The sequence below is a fragment of the Litoribacter ruber genome, from assembly GCF_018449405.1.
In the GTDB taxonomy this organism is placed as follows: domain Bacteria; phylum Bacteroidota; class Bacteroidia; order Cytophagales; family Cyclobacteriaceae; genus Litoribacter; species Litoribacter ruber.
In genome coordinates, this window is record NZ_JAHCMY010000006.1 from 198045 (window position 1) to 217484 (window position 19440).

General features: G+C 43.2%; 15 protein-coding genes. 3 read left to right on the plus strand and 12 right to left on the minus strand.

From position 1 onward, the window contains the following. Positions 1-96: 96 nt before the first annotated feature. Positions 97-1200, plus strand: coding sequence for an alanine racemase (locus KI659_RS12465; protein WP_213945681.1), 1104 nt, complete (start codon positions 97-99; stop codon positions 1198-1200). Between the two features lie 52 nt (positions 1201-1252). Here KI659_RS12465 and KI659_RS12470 read toward each other — a convergent pair whose 3' ends face one another. From KI659_RS12470 to sdaAB, 3 genes are read right to left on the minus strand one after another with little or no spacing between them, the layout of a single operon-like run. After that, entirely contained in the window at positions 1253-2566 is a 1314-nt protein-coding gene (locus KI659_RS12470) for an efflux RND transporter periplasmic adaptor subunit (RefSeq protein WP_213945682.1), read from the minus strand. A 4-nt stretch (positions 2567-2570) separates the two neighbouring features. Beyond that, positions 2571-3914, minus strand: coding sequence for a TolC family protein (locus KI659_RS12475; protein ID WP_213945683.1), 1344 nt, complete (start codon positions 3912-3914; stop codon positions 2571-2573). Between the two features lies 1 nt (position 3915). Continuing rightward, a complete protein-coding gene (gene sdaAB, locus KI659_RS12480) occupies positions 3916-4593 on the minus strand; it encodes an L-serine ammonia-lyase, iron-sulfur-dependent subunit beta (protein WP_213945684.1) in 678 nt (225 codons plus the stop codon). Between the two features lie 156 nt (positions 4594-4749). On the opposite strand from sdaAB, the gene KI659_RS12485 reads away from it, so the two are divergent. After that, positions 4750-5577 (plus strand): aminotransferase class IV, encoded by an 828-nt coding sequence (locus KI659_RS12485; RefSeq protein WP_213945685.1) that lies wholly within the window; start codon positions 4750-4752, stop codon positions 5575-5577. Here the strand turns inward: KI659_RS12485 and KI659_RS12490 are convergent. Next, positions 5574-6368: a thymidylate synthase gene (locus tag KI659_RS12490; RefSeq protein WP_213945686.1), complete on the minus strand. Its 795-nt coding sequence runs from the start codon at positions 6366-6368 to the stop codon at positions 5574-5576. The genes KI659_RS12485 and KI659_RS12490 overlap by 4 nt on opposite strands. A gap of 268 nt (positions 6369-6636) precedes the next feature. On the opposite strand from KI659_RS12490, the gene KI659_RS12495 reads away from it, so the two are divergent. Next, the gene (locus KI659_RS12495; protein WP_246535397.1) at positions 6637-7674 is read left to right on the plus strand and encodes an endonuclease/exonuclease/phosphatase family protein; all 1038 of its coding nucleotides are present in this window, start codon (positions 6637-6639) and stop codon (positions 7672-7674) included. A 1-nt stretch (position 7675) separates the two neighbouring features. On the opposite strand, the gene KI659_RS12500 is transcribed toward KI659_RS12495, so the two are convergent. The 8 genes from KI659_RS12500 to KI659_RS12535 form a co-directional block, all read right to left on the minus strand. Then, a complete protein-coding gene (locus tag KI659_RS12500) occupies positions 7676-8629 on the minus strand; it encodes a PorP/SprF family type IX secretion system membrane protein (RefSeq protein WP_213945688.1) in 954 nt (317 codons plus the stop codon). Between the two features lie 19 nt (positions 8630-8648). After that, a complete protein-coding gene (locus KI659_RS12505) occupies positions 8649-11750 on the minus strand; it encodes a T9SS type B sorting domain-containing protein (RefSeq protein ID WP_213945689.1) in 3102 nt (1033 codons plus the stop codon). Between the two features lie 237 nt (positions 11751-11987). Beyond that, complete coding sequence (locus KI659_RS12510) at positions 11988-13280, minus strand: nucleotide sugar dehydrogenase (protein WP_213945690.1); 1293 nt, start codon at positions 13278-13280, stop codon at positions 11988-11990. A 10-nt stretch (positions 13281-13290) separates the two neighbouring features. Beyond that, a complete protein-coding gene (locus KI659_RS12515; protein ID WP_213945691.1) occupies positions 13291-15732 on the minus strand; it encodes a GumC family protein in 2442 nt (813 codons plus the stop codon). A 1-nt stretch (position 15733) separates the two neighbouring features. Further along, a complete protein-coding gene (locus tag KI659_RS12520; RefSeq protein WP_213945692.1) occupies positions 15734-16555 on the minus strand; it encodes a polysaccharide biosynthesis/export family protein in 822 nt (273 codons plus the stop codon). A 161-nt stretch (positions 16556-16716) separates the two neighbouring features. Beyond that, entirely contained in the window at positions 16717-17301 is a 585-nt protein-coding gene (locus KI659_RS12525) for an acetyltransferase (protein WP_213945693.1), read from the minus strand. Between the two features lies 1 nt (position 17302). Beyond that, positions 17303-18457, minus strand: coding sequence for a glycosyltransferase family 4 protein (locus KI659_RS12530; RefSeq protein WP_213945694.1), 1155 nt, complete (start codon positions 18455-18457; stop codon positions 17303-17305). Between the two features lie 147 nt (positions 18458-18604). Then, a complete protein-coding gene (locus tag KI659_RS12535) occupies positions 18605-19405 on the minus strand; it encodes a phytanoyl-CoA dioxygenase family protein (protein WP_213945695.1) in 801 nt (266 codons plus the stop codon). Positions 19406-19440 lie beyond the last annotated feature (35 nt).

The window sequence follows — 19440 nt, forward strand, 5'->3', positions numbered from 1 at the left end:
ACAATTAAAGAATAGGGTTAGAATTTTAGAAATCAGTAATTTTTACAGATTTTTAAGAAAAGAAACGACCTCAACCAAACCTAATAAACCTACTATATGCTTGATTTTCAGATTAAAAACCCAACTTTGATATTAGATGAGGCCATTTGTCGAAGAAATTTGAAAAAGATGGCTGTGAAAGCTAAATCTCTAAACCTCAAACTCGCACCTCATTTTAAAACCCACCAATCTTTAAAAGTGGCAGAGTGGTGCAAAGACTATGAAATTGATGAAATTTCGGTCTCATCCTTTCGAATGGCATTTTATTTTAGAGATAGGGGCTTTAAAAACATTCATATTGCTTTCCCCTTCAACCCACTCCTCATCGAAGATCTATCCTTGATGCAGGGGCAGCCCGTTTCTATCCAATTGGTAAATGAGGAAGTAGCAAGGCTGGTATCCCAAAAAGTAGAAAGGTCCATCGGGTTTTTCATTGAAATTGACGCTGGATACGGTCGGACCGGAGTGCCAGTAGAAAACTTTGAGGTAATTGACAACATCCTGAGGGTCATCGCTGAGAATAAAAACATGAATTTTAAAGGTTTTTATATCCATGCAGGCCACACCTATCACGCTAACTTGGAGGGAATCAAAAAGATTCACAAAGAAAACCAAGAGGCGTTTCGAGTTCTGAAGGCCAAATACCAAAGTCAATATCCCGAATTGGTGTGCAGGTCAGGGGACACTCCAAGTGCTTCCCTGATGGAAAACTTTGACCATATTGATGAGTTGGGACCTGGAAATTTTGTCTTTTACGACCTTACCCAAGCAGCAATCGGCAGCTGCAACAAAGAGGACATAGCGGTAGCGCTGGCTTCACCTGTGGTGGATGTGAAAGTTGGCAAGAATGAAATATTGATACACGGTGGCGGGGTCCACTTGTCCAAAGATGTGCTCAATGATAATGAGGTTAAAAATTTCGGGGAAGTAGTACTGTTTGAAAAAGATAAATGGATAATTCCAGCCGAAAGGGCATTCCTGAAAAGCATTTCCCAAGAACATGGGCTCATCCATGCTCCCGACGCATTGATGGAGCGGATAAAAATAGGTGATGTGATTGGTATTCTACCCATCCACAGCTGCATGACAGCGGATTGCATGAGAAGCTACAGGACCTTGGACAATGACCTGATCGACCATTTGGAGGGTACAATGAAATAGAAAAATTGATAAAAAAAAAGGGCTTTCAGTGGTTGAAAGCCCTTTTTATCATTTATCTAGACGCGGTAGTGCGCTCGGCTGTTGGAGTATTACCTTTCACCAATTTGCCATCCTCAATTTGTTTACTGACTATAAAATAAGGTCCGCTTATAATCTTCTGACCTTCTTCTAGGCCTTCAATAATTTCAATGTTATCAAAATCTGAAATACCCGTGGTGACTTCTACCCTCTTGGCCCTGTCGCCATCTTTTACAAACACAAGTTCCTTCAGTCTACCGTCGGTTCCTTCTCTCACTTGGCCTTCTCTAGTAGTGACTGCTGCAAGAGGCACAGCTAATACATTTTGCTTTTTGTTGGTAATGATTTCCACACTGGCTGTCATTCCAGGACGGAAAGGATACCTGTTCTTTTCGGAAATCAAGTCCTGATAGGACTCATTCAAAATCCTGATACGAACCTCAAATTCGGTGACGGCATCCTGATTGGCTTTTTCGTTTGCAGAATTGGCAATTGAGGTAACTACCCCTGTAAACTTCTTGTTGCTGTAAGAATAGGAATCCACATCTATAATAGTGGTATCGCCCAAGGAAAGCCGAACAATATCATTTTCATTCACATTTACCCTCACTTCCATTTGGGAAAGGTCGGCCAATCTCAACATTTCCGTACCGGCCATTTGCTGCGTACCTACCACACGTTCCCCTTTTTCAACCAACAACTTGGAAACTATTCCATTCATCGGGGAATACACATTGGTCAAGCGCAGGTTTTCCGCTGCTTCATCCACAGTCGCCTGGGCACTTTTCACGATGTACTCGGCTGCAATCACATTTTGCTGAGCAGCTTCCAAGTCATTTTTGGCAGAAAGAAAATCAGCATTGGCCTGCTCAAAATCCGAATCCGAAATCACTTTATCTTTATAAAGCTTCTCATTTCTTTTAAACTCCAGTTCCGCCCTATTAAATACAGCCTCAGCTCTCTTCAGCTGGGCTCTAGCTTGGCTTAAATTGGCCTTGTTTTGATTCAAGTTGGCCTCACTTCTACCCAGGGCAGAAATCAGGTTGTCAGGGCGGATCTTCACCAAAAGGTCATTTACACGCACCGAATCTCCTTCTTTGACATTTAGGTTAATAATCTCACCAGCCACGTCTGGGCTAAGTTTCACCTCAATCTCAGGCTGGACCACCCCTGAGGCACTTACTTTTTCAATGATAGTCTTTCGGTTTGCCTCGGCCACCTCGACTTCAAGTTCCTTTTCTCCACCAATCCACCCGGCTGATCTGCCGATGATGATAAAAAGTAACAATACGCCCACTACCCCGAGTAGGATGAATATCAATTTATTGGATTTCTTTTTCTTTGCCATGGTATTATAATGAAATGGGATTGCCTAAGTAAAAATCCAGGACTTTCACCCGGAAAATGTATTCGTATTTTGCATTGATCAAATCTGCTTGCGCATTGAACAGATTGTTCTGGGCAATCTGGAAATCAACGGCATTGATACCGCCTACGTCATACCGCTGCTGGGACATGCGGAAGGCTTCTTCAAGGGAACTCACCCTTCTCTGGGAGCTTCGGTAAGCCTGGCGGGAGGCCATGGCATTTGTGAAAGCTGTTTCGATATCCTGGCGCAACTGGTTCTGGGTTTCCACTTGCTGAAGCTCGCTCATTCTGCGCTGCACTCGGGCACGCTGAAGGTTGGCCCTGTTCCGGAAATTAGAGAATACCGGAATATTTAAATTTAACGTAACCTGCTGGGCTAGGTTATTTTCAATCTGCTGAAAAAACGGATTGATTTCAAAATTTGGCAGGGAAGGCTGATCAATATAGTTGGAGAATACATTTCCTCCCAAAGACAAGGTTGGATAAAAGCCTCCTTTTGCGGCCTTAACACCGAATTCCGATGCCTCAACCCCCAGCCCTGCTGCCCTTACCTGTGGCATGGTTTCCAAGGCAATGGCAAAGATTTGGTTGACATCCGTTTCGGCTAAATTATAGTCTTCTGCTTCCAGATCTGGAAAGCTGATATCAAATTCATTTGAGAATGGCACCTGAAGCATCTGAGCCAAATTCAGACGTGCCAATCGAAGGTTGTTTGAGGCATTGATTACCTCAAGCTCACTTGTGGCAGTCTGGGCTTCGATATCCAGTCTTTCCGCAGTTGGCAAAGAACCTGCCTCCACTAGTCTGGTCGTCCTGTCACGTTGCTCAGCTACAGTTTTCAGTTGACTTTGGGCAATGTTCAATTGCTCTTTGGCAAAAACCACATTGACAAAGAGATTGATCACCGTTAAGGTGATATCATTGCGGCTTGCCTCCACATCAAATTGACTTGCTTCCACATTGGTCAAGGCCTGGTTGATACTGTTTTGGATCTGCCTACCGGCGAATAAAGTCACGTTAGAATTTGCTACCATATTAACCGCCCCGATTCTTCTGGTCTCGAAGAGGTTGGTCACTGGGTTAATATTTCGACCCCATCTGATTTGGGGCGCAAACCCTAAACTAAAAGATGGTAAAACATTCCCGCGGGCCTCCAACAGGGCTGCCTCTGTATTGGCCAGATTGAGCTCGGTCCGCTGTAAGTTGATGTTGTTCTCGAGAGCAATCTCGATACACTCCTGCAGGGTCAGGTCCGTAACTTGGTAGTCTTGGGCTCTAAGTTGACCGGCTAACAGAAGTAAACTAAACAAAAAGTAAACTTTCTTCATACTATAAATCTATGTCTGGGATATAAATCAGTTCCTTGATCCAAGGAAGGCTTTTCAAATATTCGATCGTGATGGGTTGAAGGCCAGAATCCATCTCGATCACATGACAGGCAATGTCATTTTTACCTTTTCGGGATACGGACATGGTGGCGATATTGGTTTTTTCTTGGGCAATTACGCTGGAAATAAAGGCAATTGCACCAGAGACATCCTGGGCCTTGATAATAAGAGTGTGCGCTTGGGCAGAAAAGTCGGCATTAAAACCATCTACTTTAGAAATATTGATCAGCCCTCCTCCCAAGCTCTCACCAATCACCTCTACTTTTTTGGTCCCTTTGGTCAGGTTAACTTTTACCGTATTGGGATGGTAAACAGATGCATTTCCAATAGATTTGAAAGAATATTGCAAGCCCTTTTCTTTGGCTACCTCAAAGGCAGTCTTGATTCTATCATCATCTGTCTTCATGTCCAGCAAGCCTCCAATTATGGCCCTGTCGCTGCCATGGCCTTCATAAGTTCTGGCAAAAGAATTGTAGAAAGTTATCAGGGCTTCATCGGGTATACCGCCCAACACACGGATAGCCGCACGCCCGATCCGAACCACACCTGCCGTATGGGATGAAGATGGGCCTATCATCACTGGTCCAATCATATCGAATACACTACTTTTTCCTGCCATTTGGGTACAAATTTTACTATAACTGTGCTAATCTAGCAACTATTTTTCAATTAAATGATTAATATTCAATTAATGGTCTTATATAAATATTAGAGCTAGGTTATTTATAATTATTTAACGTTAGCTTTATAAGACAAATTCAAATTTCGCACGATAATGAACATCCACCTGTCCGATAACGAGACATGTTTTTTATTTAAATCCAAAAATGGCCAGTTTGACGCCAGCCCCTCACAGCTAGCGAACCGTGCCTATCTTTATGGAGATGGGATATTTGAAACGATGATTTTTACAGGAGCGGAAATCAGATTTGGAAAGCAACATATTTCCCGTGCGTTCAAAGGTTGTACAACTTTAAATATTGAACTGAAGGTAGAGCAGGCCTTCCAAGATGTGGAGCAATATCTGAAAGAAAAATTTCCGGGTAAAATTCTAAGGGTAAGGTGGAACATCTATCGTGATAGTGTGGGGAAATACACCCCAGTGAGCCATCATGCCAGCGAATCCCTGATACTTGAGGCCTTTACTTATACCCCACCACAGCAGAAATCAGCTTTTATCAACAAACAGTTTGTTGTTCCAAATCTCCCTTGGAGCAATTGTAAGACGCTTAATGCTTTGGTATACGTGCAGGCGGGAATTTCCAGAAAAAAAGCAGGAATGGATGAAGTAATCCTACTTGAGGCAAAAGGAAACGTCTGTGAGGCCGGAGCATCAAATCTATTTTGGAAAAAAGACGGTGTATTCTATTCCCCATGCCTCACTTCCTCCTGCATCGAAGGAGTAGGAAGAGCAGTGGTGATGGAAAAGTTGCAAAAAAAGGGGTACTCTGTAGTGGAAGGAGAATTCAAACCTTCAGAAATAATGAAAGCCGATCTAGTTTTTACGACCAACGTAACTGGCATACATTATATAGAAAAAATCAACTCGACCGAATTCAACATCGAACCGATCGAGTTTATAGAAAATCTTTTTGTGATTTAAACAGCCACAGGGGCTTTTATATGCGGATGTGGATCGTAATTTTCCAGTTCGAAATCTTCAAATTTAAAACCAAAGATATCTTTTACCTCGGGATTGATTTTCATCACCGGTAAAGGCCTGCACTCTCTGCTAAGTTGCAAATTCGCCTGCTCTAGGTGATTGCTGTAAAGATGCGCATCGCCAAATGTGTGTACGAACTCACCTGGCTGGAGGTCGCAAACTTGGGCAATCATCATTACCATCAATGCATAACTGGCGATATTAAAAGGTACCCCCAAAAACACGTCAGCACTTCTTTGGTAAAGTTGGCAGGAGAGCTTGCCCTCAGCCACGTAAAACTGAAACAGCAAGTGGCAAGGCGGCAATGCCATCTGGTCCACATCAGCTACATTCCAGGCACTTACGATCAACCGTCTAGAATCTGGGTTATTCTTGATCTGCTGGATCAGATTTTTGATCTGGTCGATCTCCCCGCCCTGACCATCAGGCCAATGCCTCCATTGGTAGCCGTAAACAGGCCCTAAATCCCCATTTTCATCAGCCCATTCATCCCAAATTGACACCTTGTTGTCTTTAAGATATTTGATGTTGGTATCACCATTCAAAAACCAAAGCAATTCATGGATAATGGATCGCAGGTGACATTTTTTGGTGGTCACCAGCGGGAATCCTTCCTGTAGTTCAAACCGCATTTGATAGCCAAACACACTCAAGGTTCCTGTACCTGTACGATCACCTTTTTGGACGCCATTGTCCAAAATGTGCTGTAGTAATTGGTGATATTGTTTCATATTGGAATGGGATTTTTCACGACTTAGCTGAACCGCAATATAGGGATTGATCGAAAGAATTTAAATTCATTTCAAGTAAATTAATGCGCAGTTTTCAATTCTGCTGTTAATTGCCGTATTTTTGCCTATCATCAGCAATCTAGTCTTTTGAAAATCATCACTTTCAAAAGACCTGTTTTAGCAAGTTCCAAACCGAAAAAGTAAGAGCGCCCCCACAGGCATCCTAGACAACATGCGATTTATTACCTTTCTAGTATTCATTATATCCATGATTTTGTTCTTTAGTGTAAGGATATCCCCCGAGGTATTACCTTACACAGGGCTTTTGCCGCTGTTGATACCGGGATTCCTAATCCTCAATCTCGTTTTGCTTTTGATCCACATGTTTAGGATAAGACTGATCATGGTGGTGCCAATTATCGCTTTGGCAATTGGCTATAAGTTTTTGGGGGCAACTTACCAGCTAAATCCTCCTGTAGATAATGCCGAAGGGCTATCCGTTTTGAGCTACAATGTCAGGCTCTTCAATTTGGGAATTGCACAGGATGAGAAAAAAAGCTTCACTAGAAACAGTATCCAATGGGCGCGGGAGTTTCCGGCTGACATCAAATGCTTTCAGGAATTTTATCAGAATTATACCATCCCTACCTACAATTCCATCAAGGCGATTAACCAAGATGGCGCCTTTGAGTACAAGTATGAAATTATGGAGGGGGATGCCAAACGGAACAGTTATGGGTTAGCGACTTTCAGCAAATACCCAATAATCAATAGCGGTAAAGTTTTCCAAAACCGCTGGACCAATGGTGCTATTTTCACTGACATTAAAGTCAACCAAGACACCATCCGGGTCTACAACACCCACTTGGAATCCATGAGCATCAAAGCGGATGACCTCAACCATGTGGATGGCATTAAGGAAAATTACAAAGACACTTTCAGGAAACTAAAAAACGGCACCGAGATAAGAGCTTCACAAGTACAAATCCTCCAAGAACACATCAACAACAGCCCCCACCCTGTGATCGTGGCTGGGGATTTTAATGACCTCCCCTATAGTTTCACCTACCAAACCTTGAAAAAAGATTTGCTAAATGCTTTTGAAGAGGCAGGCAGAGGCTTTGGCTTTACTTATAACAGGGTGCTTTTCTTTCTGAGGATCGACAACATCTTCTACTCCCCAATATTCCAAATCAAAGATTTCAACACCCATCGGGAAGTTGATTATTCAGATCATTATCCCGTAAGTGCTGTTTTCAGTTGGGAGTCGCCGTTTCCTCAAAAATCCTTTGACGAAAATTATTAGCCTACCAAATCAGAATTTCCCTTCTATCCCTTCTAATGTGGGTTCGGCCTAACCTCAAAGTAGCCACAAATTCATGCGTGGTACCCGGTAATCGGTGAGAGGCGTTGGTAGGAAACTCGAAAACATAACCTACAGTGAACTGGTGAAGCAAGAGAACGCCAAATTGGAAATTGTTTCCGTGATCGATTCTATGTCCTCCCCCCAGCCAGAATGTATCAGCAAATAAGGCTTTAAAGTTAAATTCTATGTTGTCATACAACCCGTCTTGATAACGGTAAAGTGCATTTCCCATTACTGAAAGCTGGTCGGAAAGGGACTCCCTATAGCCGGCTGATATAACATAACCGATGGGTCTCTGAGGCCAAAATACATCTCCTCTGTTGAATTTACCGCCGTTGACGTTGTTCATGGCAAATCCAAGGTAATAACGCTCATGGGTCAATGCTCCTCCAATATGAAAATCCAAGGATTGCATATCGGCAAATCCACCTAGGTATTTCCCAATGGTTGGGTCATTCTCCAATTCTGGAGTCAAAGAAGCCCCATCGAGCCTCACTGAGGAAAAATTTACCCCAGCCCCCAACCTAAAACTGTGCTTGGCAGAAAGCCTTACCCTAGTGGCATAATTGACATTTAGTTCGGTCTCTGCGAATGGACCGTGCTGATCAAATAGCACATTTGCCCCCACGGCATTTCTTCCCATCAATGCCGGATCATCCTCTCCGGAAAGCTCCGCAAAATCTATTTCACCACTGAAGAAAGTGGAAGAAGGAGATCCGTCCAGCCCCATCCATTGATTTCTTACCACACCCCTCAAGGCGCTCCCTCCATGGGCTGTCAGTGCGGGATTGTAATACCCTTGCAATGAATTGAACTGGGTAAAGTATTTCCTGCTTTGGGCAAACCCATGGGAGGAAACTATCACGAAACACAGTATCAGTAAATATTTTTTCATATACACCTATTTACCTCCCTCAATCTCTTAAAATTGTCAAAACACTTCGGTGCACTTCCCCGGTTGGCACCACTTCAATAATATAATAATATGCACCCGACACTACTGGCTCGCCAAGGTAGTTTCCATCCCATCGTTCATAAGGATCATGTGAGTAATACACCCGCTTACCGCTTCTTTCAAACACCATCACCCGCACATTACCATAAAAACCTAGCACCTCCACTCCCCAAGTATCGTTGATCCCATCACCATTTGGCGAGAAGACATTTACAATTCTGAGTTCAGACAATGGTGGGAATACACGCGTAATGGTAAAAGTCCTTGTGATTATATTCCCCATCCGATCAGTGGAACTTACTGTAATGATAAATTCGGTCCTACCTGGAAGCTGCTCGTCTGTGTTCCAGAAAAGCTGTCCGTCCTCGATTCTGAAATAGCCATTGTCAGCACCCCCATCTGCTAAAGCATAGGTATGTTGGTCATCACTAGGGTCAATGGTATTGAAACTTCCAATCGGTCTGGATACACCATGATCCATCTGGAAGGATTGATTATCTAACTCGATATCTTCCGGAAGGGGTTTGTCCTCCACAATAATGGTAATGGATGCCATTAATCCATCAGGGTTGAAAATATCCCCTGGAAGCACAATTACCCCCTCATTTTGATAAAAGCCGGGTTCCATGGCCTCATAATTATCAATTTGCCAGGTCACCTGCACGATTGCTTCCTCTCCGTTTCTAAGAATCACCCTGACCTCACTTGGAAGTGGAAGGTCATCTATCTGCGTATTCCAAGGCACGGAAATTATCTCAGGCATGATTACCTCATCAATGGAATTATCAACCAAGGTGATGGTAAAGGTTATGTCTGTTTGGTTGCCGTGAATATCCGTGGCAATAATGGTAATAGTATGCGGGGTATCAAAACCTTCTAATATCGTCCCTACCGCCGGGAACTGCTCAACTGAAGCCACTTCGCAATTATCACTTACTTGTAAGTCTTCGGTGAAATCAGGAAGGGTATATTCCCCATCTACATTTGTTCCTGCGAAAAAGCTATCAGGGGCATTGGCTATAACAGGCCCCATATTATCAGCAACCGTAATTGTGAAAGTGGCAACGGTTTCATTTCCTGAAAGATCCCTAATGGTTGCCTCCACCTCATTTTCACCCACATCACTGCAGCCAAACTCATCAAGGCTAAATTCAATTGACTCAATGCCACAGTTGTCATACATCATTGCTTCAATATCTTCCTCAGAAAAGGTTGCAGCACCATTTTCATCCAAGTACAAGGTGTAGTTTTCTACCTCAGCTGTCGGAGCTAAATCATCAATAACAGTCACCATCACAGTTTCCGAGACACTGTTTCCAGCTTCATCGGTTACGGTCACGGTCACTTCATTTTCACCCAAGTCATCGCAGCTGAATTCAGCTGGTTCTACTGTAAAGGTCAAAGTAGAGTTTTCACTCACATCATCCGATGAACCCGCGTCCACGGATCGGCCATCAATCGTGACATTCCCCTCCTCATTGAGAGAAACGGTTATTTCCTGCAAGTCAGCCGTTGGAGGCGTCAGATCAATGATAAAGGTATATGGTTCGCTTATAGGACTTTCGGCGCATAATTCATTGATAAGAAATGCAGTCACCTCATAAGATCCCTCTTCCAATGTCACATCGGTATAGTCCAAATCCCACCAACCATCAGCGTTGGAATCTGTCCTTCCGATTTCTTCACCATCCAAAAAGACCACGATGGTGGAATTGGCTAATCCAGTCCCGAAAATCTCTAAGTTTTGGGCGTTAGTGATGCCGTCCTCGTCTGAAATCCCAGTATCTTCTCTGATTCCCCAAACTAATGGGGCATTCGGTTCGCTCGTATCAATTAAAATCCCGGAAGTATCAGGCACATTCGCGCTGGTCATTTCTAGATCCAAGAAATCATTATTGGCAATATCAAAAATAGTAGTTCCGTTTAACCGGATCCTACCGATCCTTATCCCAGTCAGGTCTTGGTCTCCTTCTTGGATTTCGTAGGTAAAAACCAAAGTAGAATCATTAACATTCCCTTGATCAAACCTAGCCCAAGCCTCTCCAGAATCAAATAGCAATTGCAATTCAGGAAGGTTGTCAAAATCAATCTGAACAGCTTCGTTTAGCTTCAGCGTAAAAGTCATTACATCTTCTGCGCAAAAGGCATATACGCCATCTGCCGGTACCTGCACATTCACCACAAATGGCCGTATGCCGTCAACAAAAATATTACCGGCGATCTCTCCCACCTCCAGTGGAATGGTCTCCCCGCTGGAATTAAGCACATCCGCCCCGTCCAAGGTGACCGTAGAAGCGATTCCGATACCATCCATATCCAGTAGCTCAAGCTCTTCCTCCACGGTATAAGCAAACAGCAATTCATCTGTACCTGATCCGGATACATAGGTAGCGCGCACCTCTACCCCGTTAATGTTCAGCAAAATATAGGGAGTGCCACCGCTCACAAAAACCGGCTCACTATAGGCTAGCCGTAATTCAATCACATCATCAATTCCATACAGGCCATTTGGAGGCAAATTGACCACTTCTGTTTCAACAATCTCCAATGGCGGCTCCTCAATGCGAATGATTCGGGTAACCGGTTCACTTATATTGTTGTCCTCATCGGTAACTGTGTAGATTGCCCGTCTATCGCCGGGAGTTGGAGAGGAGCGACGGTTGTCGTAGATGATTTCCCGAAGGATACGCTCATAAATTGCCACGGGGGCAGGGCCGGAAATCAGAACCCTCATTACTGGCGAAAACTCTACTTCAAAGGCAAGGCCGTATTGAGTGATTAATTCAGTGCCCCTTTCTGTAAGAAAAAGTTGCTCAATTATAGTCCCATCCAGAATATCACTTAAAATAATCTCAGCACGGATTAAATTATCAGAATCGACATCGGTAATCCTCACATTTGGATCAACCAACATATCGATAGTGCCAGGAGGATAAATGGTGACTCCCGGTGCCGATGTGACAACGACCGGAGCCTCGGTAAACGGCAGGTAATTTTCAGCTGCAAAAAGCGAAAATTGAATGAGGAAAATTGAGAAGATTAACCGTAAACGTTTTGCCATATAAAATGGGGATACTTGAAAATAGACCACCAAATGCTTTTTCATCAGCACCTACAGCATATTTGGTATAACTTATTATTTTACCATAAAATTTTACCGAATAGCTGTTACAAATAAATATAAATTATTCAACATAACACATATCAAATTAAATTTTTTATCAAATTATCTAACATATGAAAAAAGAAAAGCCAACAGATATCTGTCGGCTTTTCAATTGGTTAGCAAATTTAACTTTTATAATCTAGCGTCAATTTCCTCTTTTGGCAATATGGACTTCACATCGTAAATCACACCTTTTTCAGCTTTTAGCTGGGAAAGATCGGAGGATAGAAATTCCTTGTGGCTCACAGCCAATACTACACCTTCGTATTTTTTCCCCGACTCGAATGGATTATCAATAAGGTCAAGTCCATATTCATGTTTTACCTCATCTTTGTCGGCCCATGGATCATATACATCCACGGTCACTCCAAAGGCTTTCATTTCTTGGATCACATCGATCACACGGGTATTTCTCACATCAGGGCAATTTTCCTTAAATGTAACTCCAAGCATCAAAACACTGGACTTAGCGATCATGTGCTCATTTTTGATCAAAAGCTTGATTACCTGGTCAGCCACAAATTTACCCATGGAGTCGTTTACTCTTCTACCGCCAAGGATGATTTCAGGGTTGTACCCCACTTCCATCGCTTTCTGGGCCAAATAGAACGGATCCACCCCAATACAGTGGCCACCCACTAATCCTGGTCTGAAAGGCAAGAAATTCCACTTGGTCCCTGCCGCCTCCAACACATCCAAGGTATCAATATCCAATTTGGCGAATATTTTAGAAAGTTCGTTTACAAAGGCTATATTGATATCTCTTTGGCTGTTTTCGATCACCTTTGCCGCTTCAGCCACCTTGATTGCCGGGGCCAAATGGGTACCAGCCACGATAATTTCACCATAAAGGTCATTGATCACTTTCCCTGATTCCGGAGTACTACCTGCAGTTACCTTTTTGATCTTGGTTACAGTATGCTCCTTATCTCCCGGATTGATCCTTTCTGGGGAATAACCTGCATAAAAATCAGTATTGAACTTAAGTCCACTTACTTCTTCCAAAACAGGCACACAGTCTTCCTCCGTACAACCTGGGTACACAGTTGATTCATAGATAACGATATCCCCTTTTTTGAGGACTTTACCTACAGTCTGACTGGCCTTCACCAAAGGCGTCAAATCAGGTCGGTTGTGCTTGTCTACTGGAGTAGGCACAGTGATTATAAAAACGCTGCAAGAAGCTATGTCTTCGCTTTTATTGGTAAATGACAAGTTGCCCATATCAAGGACCTCCTTCAAATAGTCATCTTCAACCTCAAGCGTGCGATCATGGCCATTGCTCAATTCTGCAATACGGCCCTCATTGATATCAAAACCAACAACTTTAAACTTCTTCGCAAATTCTACTGCCAGGGGCAATCCCACATAACCTAGTCCTATGACGGCTATCCCCTGGTCTTTTATCTCATTGATACTTAACATTGAAAAAAACTTATTTATTTAACTTTGAAATCCACTTTTGAATAAATGAAGACTGAAGTTCACCTTCCTCTTCGTAATAATTCCCTGTATATTTATTTTTCTTCATGTATGAATAATTGTACCCATATCCATACGTATATCCTCCATAATCATAAATATCACCCCCACCCTTAAAGCCATTAAAAACAGCAAAAAAGTCCGAAACGTGATTGCTGGAATACAGATCGTTGATCATCAGCAGGTGCTTCTTATGGGTGTAATTCTGCCTTACGATATAAAGATTCACATCCGAAAACCTCAACAAATCCATTGTCTCAGAGACCAGGCCTACAGGCGGGGTATCTAGCACCACCACATCAAACTGTTCCTTCAAACCGTTTAAAAAATCTTTCAGTCTGTCCTTCAACAGAAGTTCAGCGGGATTTGGAGGCACCGGCCCCGAAGGTACGATGTATAAATTCTCGTATTTGGTGGCCTGCACCACTTCCTCTGGTGAGGCCGTTCCCACCAACAGAGAGGATAAGCCTTTCTTGTTGGAAACACCCATATACTGGGACACCTTGGGCTTGCGAAGATCCATCCCGATCAAACAAGTCTTCTTTCCGCTTAGAGCCATCGCAGAGGCCAAGTTTAGAGCCACAAAAGTTTTCCCTTCTCCCGACACGCTGGAAGTCACCAAAATTGTCTTGCATTTTTTCTCACTGGCAATATAAAAAAGTGCCGAGCGAAGTGACCTGAACGACTCCGAGACCAAAGACCGGGGATGTTCCGCCACGATGAGGTTTGTGTCTTTCGTGCTAAACCCAACTGTACTCAATAAAGGTATTTTCAAAAAGCTTTTTAGCTGAACCTGATCCACTATCCGGTTATTCAAATAGTGATACATTAACAAAAACGCCAACGGAACCATAAAACCCAAGCCCACTGCCATACCATAATTCTGCGGTTTTTTGGGGTAAATCAAATTCCCCTTTTTGGCATAATCCAAAATCGCATTATCCGGGACATTGGAGGCTTTTGCAATTCCAGCCTCGGCCCTTTTCTCCAGAAGATAGGTATAAAGATTCTCTCTAAGCTTAAACTCCCTGAAAATATGGGTGTAATTGGATTCCGCTTCCGGCAAATTGGCAAATTGATGGTCGTAAGACCTCAATTTTTCATAAATTTCCCCCTTTCGGTTTTCGGTGTTCTGCACCAAGTTCTGAATGTTCTCAAAGACGTTTTCTCTGAGCCTATCTATTTGCTGATCAAGCTGGGCCACGTCGGGGTGATTGGGCTTGACCACAGAAAGTAACTTTCGTCTTTCTAACGATAATTGTACCAGATTTTGAACCAAGCCATTTAAAAGTAAATCCGAAACGCCAACCAATGAAGGTGCCACCACCTCACTGTAATCATTGCCCTTATCTGAAAGATATTGCTCTAGTGAACGGTAATATGCCAATTCAAATTCAAACCCCTGAATGGTTTCTTCCAATGACTCAATTCGGGTAAGCAGCCCGCCAAATTCTTTATTTACATCCAGTAATTTGTTGCTGACTTTGAAGTTTTGCATTCTTCTCTCTACCGATTTGAGGGAATCCTCCACCAAGAATAGCTGATCATCAATAAAAGCCAAGGTATTTTCCGAAATACGGTTTTTCTCTTTGAGATCATATTCCAAAAAGGAATCCATCAGTGCATTGACATAATCCCTACCTTTTTCAACTACCGTCGACACCATGCTCACTTCAAGCACGGAACCATAATTGTTCTGTGGTCTTACAGTAACCGATTTAGCGTAATTATCAACCAAGGTAGACGGATGATGGATCTTAAATCCAACCATATCCCCCACCCGGTTGGGGTTTACCAAATGGGCTTTAAATTTGAATTTACTTGTATGCACTGTTTCCCCAAAGCTAAAAATCTTGCCGAGGATGTCTTCCTCACCTACGGATGCCTTGGCCGAAAGGTAATCCATAAAGCTGGTTTCCTCACGGGATAGCATATAAGTATCTTCTGAAAGTATGCTCAAATGCACCATCCCCTGAAGGTTTTGAGGAAACTCCCAATCCACTTCAATTCGGATGGGCGAGTTTTCGTACATCTCAATTTCCTTGATATGAGTGGCCGCATAATAGCTCACATCAAAATGGAGCTTTTTGAGTGCCTCTTCCGCGAGATTTTTTGAGGTAAAAAGGAGAATATCATTTTCCAGGTTGTTGTTTCCGGAAAAAATCTGCGACCTGTCCAAAATCCTCACCTCAGGGGAAAGGCTGCGTTTGATCATAATACTGCCCTTCACCTGGTACTGCTCCACAGTATAGCGATGAAACAAGAATACCGCCACCAAGCCGATGGCTATACAAGTGAGGTACAATGGCCAATAACGGGAATACTTGGTGATATAATACTTTATATCAATGGGTCTTTCCTCTTCCTCAAATTTTGACAAATCAATATTCTCCATCTCAAAACAACCCTTGTGTTAAACCATAGAAAAATATAAACATGGTCACCAGTGTAGCGCCAAGCTGCAGGGATTGTACGAGATTATCACCTGTCCCCACTTGACGGATCCGCATCGGCTCCAGATATAGTATGTCGTTGGGCTGAATAAAATAATACGGAGAGGCCAAAAGTCTCCGATCATTGAGGTTGATTTGGTGGATTTTAGTGCCTCCATCATATTGACGGATGATAAAAAGCTGGTTCTTTTTGGCTAAAATATTGGCTTCACCTGCATTGGCAAGTGCGTCAAAAATTGTCGCCCTGTTTCTCATAATCAGCTGGGTGCCCACACTGGAAAATTCCCCCAGAGTGGTATACCTTATCCCACCTGTCCTCAAGCGGACAAACACCTCTTCCTGAAAAAACTCATTGATTTCTCTCTGTACTTTCAATCTGGCAGATTCCTCGCTTATTCCGGCAATTTCGATTTTGCCAAGCTTGGGAATGTCCACAAACCCATCCTTGTCAATGGTATAACCCGTGAAATAAAAAATATCACCTCCGCCCATGCCGCCCCGGCCTCCGGCCATGCCTCCACGCATGGAACGTGATCCCTGAAACTCAAATGCTTTGGTAAGCTCCTCGTCTGATGTGGCAAAATCGATATCCACAATATCAAATGGCTGCAGAATATACTCATATTCCACTTCAGCATAGGGGATAAATTCCTCCAGCCCGATCGGCTCATTGCCAGGCAAGTTCTGAAAGTATGTAATTCTCCTATTGCTGATACACGAACTTGCTAGCAGCAAAAGAAGTAATAAGTAAATCCCTTTATTCATCAGTACTGAATGGAAGTATAAAAATCCCGCTCAAAATTAGTTAATTCTTTAAGCAATAAAACCCCAGTACCATTTTCTTTCAAAAAGCTTAACTGGGCTTATGCTTTATGGGGAAAGATACACAATTTTTCAATCCGACAAAGCAAAAAAACTGACGATAATTACTTTACTACTCCATGGACTTTTTCCCAATCCATCACATCTCTCAAAACCAGCGAACCTGCACCAATCACCGCGCCTTCTCCTATCTGAATTCCCGGCTTGATAATAGCCCCTGCGCCAATCAACACATTGTGGTCCACTCTCACATTGCCACAAAGCGTAGCCCTGGGAGCGATATGCACAAAATCCCCAATGATGCAGTCATGGTCAATCGAAGCTTTGGTATTGACGATGGAATGGTTGCCGATCATGCAATCCGCTTGGACCACAGCCCCGGCCATGATGATGGTCCCCTTGCCTAGCTTGCAATGTTTGCTCAGAATAGCAGCGGGATGGACGATCGTTCCCCACTCTACTCTCCCCAAGTACTCCATCACAATCTTCTCCCTAGTTTGATTACAGCCAATTGCAATAAAAAGTGTTTTATCCAAGGATGGTAAAAATTGGGACCTTAAGGAAACCTCGTGCCCCAGACAACTGCTGAGCATTTCATTTTTGTCCAACACCCCGCACACCTGCCCTCCGCTCAATTCTAATGCGTCAATTACTACTTTTGCATGTCCGGAGGCGCCTACGATGTACATTCTATTCTTTGTTTAAAAGTTGCTGATACTCTTCCAGAATTAACTGGTGCATTACCCTGCTGTCAAATTTAGTTTTAACTTCCTCATAAAGGTTTTGGGCAAATCCGTACATCACTTCCCGCTTCACATAGGCAAACTCCAATGCTTCCTTAAGCACTTGGGCCTTTTTCACTGGGTAAACCAAACCTGTTTTTTTGTGAGTAATTATATCAATATTCCCTATAATATCCGAACAAATCACGGGACACTGCATAGCTCCTGCCTGTAAAATAACATTTGGACATCCTTCGCGATGAGAAGCATGGACCAAGATATCAGAAATGGCCATATAATGCTCCACATGGTCAGACCAGTCAATATGCACAATCTTCGGATGGTCGGCAATTTTCCTCACAATTTCGTCATCCAAAGGATTTAATTCCTGCTCCATAGGCCCCAAAAGGACAAGCTTGGACTTATTTACAATTTTGGAATCCAAAAAAGCCTTCACCAAATCCTCAATACCCTTATCCCTGACCATCCTGCCAACAGCCAAGATCACAAATTCGTTATCTCCAGGTACCACCCGCATCATCGCTGCTACCAGATGGTTTTCTTTCAAAGAATTACGGTTAAAACGGTTCAGGTTCACCCCATTTGACGACCCCTCGCCGATTACCTTGATCTTTGCGGGGTCCACCAGCTCTTCTTTGAGTATAAAATCCTTCAGCGATTTAGAATTTGGCCACACCTGATGGGCCAATTTGAAAGTGAGCTTTTCACACCAGATCAAAAGTTTAGCTTTGTTCTTATGGGCCACCATGTAGGGCATCCCAGCCACCGTGTGTATCCGAACCTTCACCCCGGTGATCCATGCAGCCAACATCCCCAAAAGACCTGCTTTTGGCGTATGAGTATGGACGATATCCGGTTTTTCCTTGCGAAAAAGCTGAATTAACAACCACAAGCAATATAAATCATGAAAAGGAGTGATCTGCCGGGTAAAAGGAATGGATATGTGTTCCACCCCCTCATTTTTCTTGGCATCCTGAATTTCCCTTCCTTCAGCACTGACCATTTTTACCTCCCAGCCATTCTCTTTTAAAAACTTCATCTGTCCCGTCAAAAGAAGCTTCAGGGACATGGGCACTGTGGTAATCCGTATTAATTTAGGCATGAATTTCTTATTACTAAACTGAAAAATGCAAAGATAAAACCATGGCAATTATGGGGTACAGATCCCGCTGGAAAAAACATAAAATCCGAACCCTAAATCCATTTTTTTGCACTTGATCAAAGATAAGCATATTGGATGCCTAGATAGTTACGCCGGAATGATTTTTCTTAGAATTTTTTGTGGAAAATGCACCATCATCACTCTAGCCTTTGATTTCCAACTACCTGAATAATCCCTATCGATAATTTTATTCAACTTAAAATCATCTTTTCCTTTCACCAACACACAATCAGGCTGAAGATGGGACCACCTTGTGCCCGGATAATTGTTGTCCAACGGGATAAAAAGCTTGTTGGAAGGCCTGGTATACTGGAAAATCATGGAAGACCTTGTGTTAGGAGTAGAATTCTGAGTACCATGCCACAATCTGCCGTCAAAAATGATGAATTGCCCAGGTTTAACCTTGACATGAACTAATTTACATTCCGAGTTCCGCTTTTGCGCCTCATGCTGCACCTGCCGGTCATCAGTGAGGTCTACAAAATACTTCTCCCCCAATTCCTGCGGGGTGATATTGAGATGCTGGGATTTGGAAATGAGTTTCATCGAACCCTCTGTCACATTCTGCATAGCCAACCAAACCGTTACGCCATCCCAAGTAGAATGCTCCACATCGATATGCCACCTGTGAGTCACTTGGGGTTTTTGATAAATGATCTGACTGCTCCACAACAGCACATCCTCGCCGAGCAGCTTGGACACCGCCTCCACCATCACCGGATGGCTCCCCAGGTCTACCATTTCGGGCACCACACTGTGTCTGCCTTTCAACCAGGGCAGAAACTTTTCAGGCAATGCGGCACAGGCAGATAAAACTTGCTCAATCTGATCCCCGTTCAACAGGTCAATGGCTTCAGTATAGCCATCCTCTAAAAATTTATCTAACATGACTGGGAGTTTTAAAAATACGAAATAAAAAATCT